Source organism: Streptomyces sp. NPDC059456, from assembly GCF_042750055.1.
In the GTDB taxonomy this organism is placed as follows: domain Bacteria; phylum Actinomycetota; class Actinomycetes; order Streptomycetales; family Streptomycetaceae; genus Streptomyces.
Window position 1 is genome coordinate 1 of sequence record NZ_JBHYVA010000364.1, and the last position, 8279, is coordinate 8279.

General features: G+C 71.5%; 8 protein-coding genes. 5 read left to right on the plus strand and 3 right to left on the minus strand.

What is annotated here, in order from left to right:
* The first annotated feature begins 56 nt into the window (after nt 1-56).
* Both ACFXA3_RS26805 and ACFXA3_RS26810 read left to right on the plus strand, forming a co-directional pair.
* On the plus strand, nt 57-1136 hold the full coding sequence (locus ACFXA3_RS26805) for an NAD-dependent epimerase/dehydratase family protein (RefSeq protein ID WP_385190881.1): 1080 nt from the start codon (nt 57-59) through the stop codon (nt 1134-1136).
* Nucleotides 1136-2128, plus strand: a complete 993-nt coding sequence (locus ACFXA3_RS26810) for a lysophospholipid acyltransferase family protein (protein ID WP_385190883.1) — start codon at nt 1136-1138, stop codon at nt 2126-2128. The genes ACFXA3_RS26805 and ACFXA3_RS26810 overlap by 1 nt, the downstream gene beginning before the upstream one ends.
* 74 nt (nt 2129-2202) lie before the next feature.
* On the opposite strand, the gene ACFXA3_RS26815 is transcribed toward ACFXA3_RS26810, so the two are convergent.
* The 3 genes from ACFXA3_RS26815 to ACFXA3_RS26825 all read right to left on the minus strand — a co-directional run bounded on the left by ACFXA3_RS26815 (nt 2203) and on the right by ACFXA3_RS26825 (nt 5899).
* Complete coding sequence (locus ACFXA3_RS26815) at nt 2203-3399, minus strand: DUF5667 domain-containing protein (protein WP_385190884.1); 1197 nt, start codon at nt 3397-3399, stop codon at nt 2203-2205.
* Nucleotides 3400-3724: 325 nt separating this feature from the next.
* Entirely contained in the window at nt 3725-4540 is an 816-nt protein-coding gene (locus ACFXA3_RS26820) for an ECF subfamily RNA polymerase sigma factor, BldN family (RefSeq protein ID WP_385190886.1), read from the minus strand.
* 408 nt (nt 4541-4948) lie between these two features.
* Nucleotides 4949-5899: an HAD family hydrolase gene (locus ACFXA3_RS26825; RefSeq protein ID WP_385190888.1), complete on the minus strand. Its 951-nt coding sequence runs from the start codon at nt 5897-5899 to the stop codon at nt 4949-4951.
* A 107-nt stretch (nt 5900-6006) separates the two neighbouring features.
* Here ACFXA3_RS26825 and ACFXA3_RS26830 point away from each other — a divergent pair, with 107 nt between their 5' ends.
* The 3 genes from ACFXA3_RS26830 to hemA form a co-directional block, all read left to right on the plus strand.
* The gene (locus tag ACFXA3_RS26830) at nt 6007-6285 is read left to right on the plus strand and encodes a glutaredoxin family protein (RefSeq protein WP_053790970.1); all 279 of its coding nucleotides are present in this window, start codon (nt 6007-6009) and stop codon (nt 6283-6285) included.
* 273 nt (nt 6286-6558) lie between these two features.
* Nucleotides 6559-7419 carry a redox-sensing transcriptional repressor Rex gene (locus ACFXA3_RS26835; protein ID WP_385190890.1) on the plus strand — a complete coding sequence of 287 codons (861 nt, stop codon included), beginning with the start codon at nt 6559-6561 and terminating at the stop codon, nt 7417-7419.
* Nucleotides 7416-8279 (plus strand): glutamyl-tRNA reductase (hemA, locus tag ACFXA3_RS26840; RefSeq protein WP_385190891.1); only part of this gene is annotated, 864 nt, incomplete at its 3' end. The genes ACFXA3_RS26835 and hemA, both read left to right, overlap by 4 nt.

The following is an 8279-nucleotide window of genomic DNA, read 5'->3' on the forward strand; positions in this document are numbered from 1 at the left end:
ATCCTGGTGGAGGGGCTGCGGTGTAGCCGGGGGACGACGAGGAAGGCGCTGAGCTCGTGGGGAAGGTCGTGCTCGTTACCGGGGCAGCCCGGCAGCTGGGGGGCCGCTTCGTGCGGCGCGTCCAGCGTGATCCTGAGGTCGATCGGGTCATCGCGGTCGACGCGGTGGCGCCGCCGCACCGGCTCGGGTCGGCGGAGTTCGTCCGTACGGACATCAGGCAGTCGTCCATCGCCCGGGTGCTCGCCGAGCACGCCGTGGACACGGTGGTGCACCTCGCGGTGACCGGGAGCGGCGCGGGGCCGGGCGGTGCGGGCAGCACCGTGAAGGAAACCAACGTCATCGGCACGATGCAGCTGCTGGGGGCCTGCCAGAAGTCGCCGACGGTACGGCGGCTGGTGGTGAAGTCCAGTACCAATGTGTACGGGGGCGCCTCGCGGGATCCGGCCGTTTTCACGGAGACCACGCAGCCCAAGTCGCTGCCGTCGGGGGGCTTCGCGAAGGACGCCGTCGAGGTCGAGTCGTACGTACGGGGCTTCGCGCGCAGGCGGCCCGACGTCGCGGTGTGCGTGCTGCGCTTCGCGAACATCCTGGGGCCGTACGCGGACTCGGCGCTCGCCGAGTACTTCTCGATGTCGGTGATGCCGACGGTGCTGGGGTACGACCCGCGGCTGCAGTTCGTCCACGAGGACGACGTGCTGGAGGTGCTGCGGCTGGCGGCGGGGGAGCCCCAGCGCGGGACGCTGAACAGCGGGACCTTCAACATCGCGGGGGACGGGGTGCTGCTGCTGTCGCAGTGCGCGCGCCGGCTGGGGCGGCCGACGGTGCCGCTGCTGCTGCCCGCGGTGACGTGGGTGGGGTCGGCGCTGCGGGCCGTGGGCGTCACCGATTTCTCGCCGGAGCAGATCAGACTCCTCACGCACGGGCGCGTCGTGGAGACGTCCCAGATGCGGGAGGTGCTGGGATTCAAGCCGATGTACACGACCGCCGAGACGTTCGCCGATTTCGCGCGCAGCCGGGGGAGCGGGCTGCTGCCGCCGGCGCGCGTCGGGCAGGCTGTGGACCGGGTCGCGGCCGTGCTGAACGTGGACGGCTCGAACGTCGGGGTTGCCGGAGTCGAAGAGGGAGCGCAGCGATAGTGGCGGACGCCAAGGTCATTCCGTTCGACGAGGACCGGCCGCGCCGGCGGGGCGCGGGGACCCGGAGGGTACGGGCGCTGCCCGCTCCGGAGCCGGTCGCGGAGGCCGTGGAGCCCGCCGTTGCGGAGCCGGGCGCCGTGGAGTCCGGCGGGGCCGCCTGGGACCGGCGGATCGCCGGCGGGCTGGCGTTCCTGCGGCGCCGGGTGACCGGGGACTACGAGGTCGACGAGTTCGGCTACGACAAGGAGCTGACGGACCAGGTCCTGATGTCCTTGATGCGGCCGCTGTTCGACAAGTACTTCCGGGTCGAGGTCAAGGGCATCGAGAACATCCCGGCCGAGGGCGGGGCGCTGATCGTGGCGAACCACTCCGGGACGCTGCCGCTGGACGGGCTGATGATGCAGGTGGCCGTCCACGACCACCACCCGGCGCAGCGGCACCTGCGGCTGCTGGCGGCGGACCTGGTGTTCATGCTGCCGGTGGTGAACGAGCTGGCGCGCAAGGCGGGGCACACGCTGGCGTGCTCGGAGGACGCGCAACGGCTGCTGGAGGCCGGGGAACTGGTCGGGGTGATGCCGGAGGGCTTCAAGGGGATAGGGAAGCCGTTCGGAGACCGGTACAAGCTCCAGCGGTTCGGGCGGGGCGGGTTCGTGTCGACTGCGTTGCGGGCGGGGACGCCGATCGTGCCGTGCTCGATCGTGGGCGCGGAGGAGATCTACCCGATGGTCGGCAACGCCAAGACGGTGGCGCGGCTGTTGGGGATCCCGTACTTCCCGATCACGCCGACGTTCCCGTGGCTGGGGCCGTTGGGGGCGGTGCCGCTGCCGACGAAGTGGACGATCCAGTTCGGCGAGCCGATCGCGACGGACGGGTACCCGCCGGAGGCGGCGGAGGACCCGATGCTGATGTTCAACCTGACCGACGAGGTCCGCGAGCAGATCCAGCACACGCTGTACAAGCTGCTGGTGCAGCGCCGGTCCGTGTTCTTCTGAGGCTTTCGTTCCCTCGCGGGCGCGGCGCGGGCCCTCATCCCCGGGTGGGGGTGAGGGCCCGCGTGCGTGCGGTTCTACTCGGCGTCCTCCGCCTTGAGTCCCAGGCCCGGGAGGAGCCCCGGGAGGAGGGGCGGCAGGGTGATGTCCGGCTGTACGTGATCCGGGGAGGACGAGGGCGCCGGGGTGTTCTGCCCCGCGGGCGGGTTGAGGAGGTCGCCCGCGCCGCCGAGGAGGCCGCCGGGGGCGGGTGAGGGCTTGCCGCCGGCGGTCGCCGGCGGGGTCGGGCTGGCCGAGGGCGCGCCCGCCGCCGGTGCGGACTGCTGGTGTCCGGCCGGAGCGCTCGGCTTGGCGGGCGCACTGGAGCCGCGGCTCTGCTCCGGGGGCTTCGGGAGCAGGTTCTGAAGCGGCGCCACGTCTTCGTCTATGGCCCGGAAGACCGATTCGACTTCTCCGCCCACGTCGGTGAGCTGCGCCGGGAGTTTGTCCCGGAGCTTGCCCCATGCGTCGCGGTGGGAGCGGGAGAAGGACGACAGCGTCTGGATAGGGCCGAGCGAGCCGTCCCGTTCGTAGGCCGCCTGGAGGAGCCGGTGGCCCTCCGCCGCGTCGTGCTTCATGCCGGCGAGGGCCCGGCGGATCTCGCCGAGCGACTCGTGGTCCAGTACGCCCGTCCGGCCGCGCTCCATCAGCCTGCGGGCTTCCGACAGGCGGTTGGAGGCCTGGTCGAGGTAGAGCTCGCCCCGGTCCGCGTCCTCGTCGGCCATCCCGAGCTTCAGGTCCTCCATGCCCCGCTTGATCGGGTAGAGGGAGTCACCGGGAAGGGCGTCCGTGCTGGCAGCGGCCACGCCGCTGAAGGCCCCCGCGGCCACACCCACGGTGAGGCCGCCCGCTGCGATGCCCTTGGACCAGCGGGAGCGGGGCCGCAATTTCCGGAGCGAGGTCGCCCGGTGGGCGCCGCGGCCGGTCCGCTGCTCGGGCACCTGAGGGTCCGGGGCGGCACCGCCCCCGGCCCTCTCTTCCATCACCATGGCCTCCATGGCGGCAACGAGCCGGGCTCGTTGCACCACTTTGACCTCGGGGTCCAGCACCGGGCGCGGCATTCTTTCGCCGAGCGCGCTCGCCAGGGCCAACAACCGGTCGTGGTCGGCAGGTTCGGCAGGTGCCTCGGACTGCTCGGCCGCCGGGTCCGGTTCCGAAAGGTCGGATGGGTTCCGATCCTCCAGGGCCTGGGCGAAGGCGTTCGCCCGCCGGTGCGGAGTCACGTTCGCGATCACTGGCGGCACCTCCTCTCGTCATGACGATCGACTCCCCAAGGTGTCCGGAAGGTTGCCTTCCTTGAGCACGTCCACACTTTCGAGTGAGCGGCTTCGGGCAGGGCGTGTCCACAGGGAGCCTGCATTCCGCACAACGAGCGGCGCGGCACTTGGGTTACGGACGAAGGATGATCGGACCACAGCGTCATCGAGGGGTCACCGGTTGTGTGGATTGTCAGGAGGGTCGGAAGGCGCGGGGGGTGTGCGGGACGTGGGGGACGGGGCGGGTGCGGGGGGTGGTGGGGCCGGGGGAGGCGCCCGGTGGCGGTGCGGGGCCGTGCGCAGGTCAGCGGGCGTCGTCCGGGAGCAGGCGGGCCAGGGTGCGGACCGCCCGGTACTGGAGCGTCTTGATGGCGCCCTCGTTCTTCCCCATCACCCGGGCGGTCTCGGCGACCGACAGGCCCTGGAGGAACCGCAGGGTCACGCACTCCTGTTGCTGGGGATTGAGCTTGCGCACGGCTTCCAGCAGGGCGGCGTTGGAGAGGGACTCCAGGACCGAGTCCTCGGGGGATCGTTCCACCTCGTTCGCGTCCAGCATTTCGCCCGTGGTCACTTCGAGGCGGAAGCGGCTGGACTTGAAGTGGTCCGCGACCAGGTTGCGGGCGATCGTCACGAGCCAGGCGCCGAAGTCCCGGCCCTGCCAGGTGAAGGTGGAGATGCGGCGCAGCGCGCGCAGGAAGGTCTCACTGGTGAGGTCTTCCGCGGTCGCCTTGCCGCCGACGCGGTAGTAGATGTAGCGGTACACCGTGTCGCTGTACTGGTCGTACAGCCGGCCGAAGGCGTCGGCCTCGCCGGCCTGGGCCCGTTCGACCAGGTCCATCATGCGGGCCTGGTCGCTGTCCGCGGTGGGGCGGCGGGCCGCGGGCGTGCTCGTTCCGGTGGCCGTGCCGCCTCCGCCTCCCGCCGCACGACCGCGTCTGCCCACGGTCGCTCCGCCGTCGGTCAGGGCATAGCAAGGACCGGCCGGGCCGAGGCCGGCAGGGACCGCGGCGGCGAAGGCGGGGACGGCGTACGCGGTGGGGACGAAGCCGCGCAGGTGGTCGAGGACCGTCGCGCGCAGCGTAGCCAGGCCCGAGGCGTCAACCCCGACAGGTGGGTACACGGGACTCCCAGAGGCAGAGCTTCCATCACGTGCAGTGCGGGACCGTTCACCCGTCGTGGCGACAGATGGGCGGTGGCATGCGTCTGAGGAGAATAACGCTTCGTACAGGCAGCGCTACACCCAGTTGCTCAAATCACCGATTCCGACACTTCCGTTGCGTGTCCAGGGCATATTCAGTCGCAATTGGTGATCGCTTCTTGATCGGTTGGGCGCGCGGAATGGACGCTTCCACGCTGGCTCGCGACCGAGTCGGGCATGCGGGAGTGCCCCGTGGGGCGCGGGGGTAGAGGTGGGGGAATGTCCGCGGCCCAGCGGGCCGGCGGCGCGCGGGAGGCCGCCCGGCGGGCCGCTGTGCGGCTCCGGTGCAGGCGGCGGCCGGGCGGCGGTCGCGCGGTGGGGTGCGGTGTCCTACTTGCGGCGGCGGTGCAGGGCGATGGCGGCGGCCGCGCCGCCCGCGATGGCGCCGACCCCGGCGGCGGCGGGGACGCCGACCTTCACGGCCTTGCGGCCGGTCCGATAGTCGCGCAGTCGCCAGTCGTGTGCCCGGGCATGCTTGCGCAGTTTTGTGTCGGGATTGATCGCGTACGGATGTCCGACCAGCGACAGCATCGGAATGTCGTTGTGCGAATCGGAGTACGCCGCGCAGCGTTCGAGGTCGAGGCCCTCGGCGGCGGCCAGGGCCCGCACGGCCTCGGCCTTCGCGGGCCCGTGCAGCGGCTCGCCGACGAGCCGGCCGGTGTAGATGCCGTCGACGGACTCGGCGACCGTGCCGAGGGCCCCGGTCAGGCCGAGCCGGCGCGCGATGATCGTGGCGGTCTCCACGGGCGCGGCCGTGACGAGCCAGACCTTCTGCCCAGCGTCGAGGTGGGCCTGGGCCAGGGCGCGGGTGCCCGGCCAGATCCGCTCGGCCATGTACTCGTCGTAGATCTCCTCGCCGATGGCCATGAGCTCGCAGACCTTGTGGCCCTTGACGATGGAGAGGGCGCTGTCGCGGGCGTCCTGCATGTGCTCGGGGTCCTCGACCCCGGCGAGCCGGAACCAGGCCTGCTGCCAGGCGAAGCGGGCGAGCTCGCGCCGGTGGAAGAACTCCCGCTTGTAGAGGCCGCGGCCGAAGTGGAAGATCGCGGCGCCCTGCATGACGGTGTTGTCGAGGTCGAAGAAGGCGGCGGCGAGGTCGTCGCCGGCGACGGGGAACTCGGGCTCGGCCGGTTCCGCTTCCGCGGGTCCGTCCGGTGGTCCGGCGTCCGCCTCGCGGGCCTGCGCGGTCTTGCGGGCGGCCTCGGCCGAGGCCTCGCCTGCCAGCACGCTCCGCGCGGTGGCGGAGCGCCTACGGGGGGTGAGCCATCCCAGAGCGGCCATGACGCGAGCATAGCCATTGTGTTCGGGAGTTCCCGAACCGAAGGGATGCCGGGGGCGTGAACTCTTCGGTGCCCTGGTGTTACGGGGCGGCGCGGGAGAATGGGGGCATGAGCCCTTTGCTGCGTCGTAAGGAAAAGAAGCGGCCCGGCGAGCGGTTGGTCACGCTCATCGGGAAGCCGGGGTGCCATCTGTGTGATGACGCCCAGGAAGTGATCGAGAAGGTCTGTGCGGAAGTCGGAGCGCAGTGGGAGAAGAAGGACATCTCGCAGGACGCCGAGTTGTACCGGCTGCACTGGGAGCAGATCCCGGTGGTGCTGGTGGACGGTGAACAGCACACCTTCTGGAGAGTGAACCCGGACCGGTTGCGGCGGGCATTGGAGGGCTGACCCTCCGGCCGGTTACCATCATGGGCGATTTGTGGGGTCTCGGGGGCGTATCGATGAGGAGTGTGTACCGTTTTGCCCGCCTCGGGATTTGAACGGGTTCGGCGTGTTGTGGGTTCCCGTCCCGCACGCCCGGGCCGCGTGACCCCGGTCACTTTGCGCGGACAAAGCGGACACAATCTTTGTGCACGCGTTCACAAAGACATAGCCTGCTTTCGACGGGGCGGTCTTGGGACAAGTGACCGCCTGCAGCCCCGCTCATCCCGCAGGAGCATCGTGGCAACTGGCCGAACACACCGACCGGCGACCCGCAGCCGAGGTATTCCCGAGGCCACTGTCGCCCGGCTTCCGCTGTACTTGCGCGCACTCACCGCGCTCTCCGAGCGATCGGTGCCCACGGTGTCCTCCGAGGAGCTCGCGGCAGCCGCCGGAGTCAACTCCGCCAAGCTGCGCAAGGACTTCTCCTACCTGGGCTCGTACGGCACGCGCGGCGTCGGCTACGACGTCGAGTACCTCGTCTACCAGATCTCCCGCGAGCTCGGCCTGACCCAGGACTGGCCGGTAGTGATCGTCGGCATCGGCAACCTCGGCGCGGCCCTCGCCAACTACGGCGGTTTCTCCGCGCGCGGGTTCCGCGTCGCGGCGCTCATCGACGCCGACCCCGCGATGGCCGGCAAGCCGGTCGCGGGCATGCCGGTGCAGCACACCGACGACCTCGAGAAGATCATCGAGGAGAACGGCGTCTCCATCGGCGTCATCGCGACCCCGGCGGGCGCCGCCCAGCAGGTGAGCGAGCGGCTGATCGCCGCCGGCGTCACCTCCATCCTGAACTTCGCGCCGACCGTGCTGTCCGTGCCGGACGGCGTCGACGTGCGCAAGGTCGACCTGTCGATCGAGCTCCAGATCCTGGCGTTCCACGAGCAGCGCAAGGCGGGCGAGGAAGCCGCGGCCGGCGCCGCCGCCCCCCTCCCCGCCGCGGCCGGTGACGAGGCCGTCGCCGAGGCGGCCGGTACCGCCGGTGCCGGCGGCTCCGGTGCGGCCCCGTCCGCGGCCGTCGAGCCGCCCGCCGGGCGCGCCGCCGCCGTCGCGCGCAAGAACGGCCCCGACGGCGACGTTCCGGCGGTGATGCCGGCATGAGTCTGCTCGTCGTAGGGCTGAGCCACCGCAGCGCGCCGGTGAGCGTGCTCGAACGCGCCTCCCTGTCGGCCGACGCGAAGGTCAAGCTGCTGCACGACACCCTCGCCGCGGAACCGGCGACGGAGGCGACGGTGCTCGCCACGTGCAACCGGATCGAGCTGTACGCGGACGTGGACAAGTTCCACGCCGGTGTGGCCGAGCTGTCGACCCTGCTCGCGCAGCACAGCGGCGTGGCGCTGGAGGAGCTCACCCCCTACCTCTACGTCCACTACGAGGACCGGGCCGTCCACCACCTCTTCTCGGTGGCGTGCGGACTGGACTCGATGGTGATCGGCGAGGGCCAGATCCTCGGGCAGATCAAGGACGCGCTGGCGCTGGGGCAGGAGCTCCACACCGCGGGCCGCCTGATCAACGACCTGTTCCAGCAGGCGCTGCGCGTCGGCAAGCGGGCGCACTCCGAGACCGGGATCGACCGGGCCGGGCAGTCCCTGGTGACCTTCGGCCTCGAACAGCTGACCGCCGGGCGCGAGCCGGTCGACGTCTGGGCCAAGGACAAGCGGGCCCTGGTGATCGGTGCCGGGTCGATGTCCTCGCTGGCCGCCGCCACGCTCGCGCGGGTGGGCGTCGCCGAGATCGTCGTGGCGAACCGCACCGCGGAGCGCGCGGACCGTTTGGCCGAGATTCTGGTTGCCTCAGGCACTGGGGTGGCCGCGCGTGCCGTCCCGATGGCCTCGGTGGCCGACGAGCTGACACGAGTCGACGTCGTCGTCTCCTGTACGGGGGCCACCGGGCTGGTGCTCACCGGCGACGACGTGGCGGCGGCCGTGGCGGAGGGCCCCGCCGGCCCCGCGCCCCTGGCC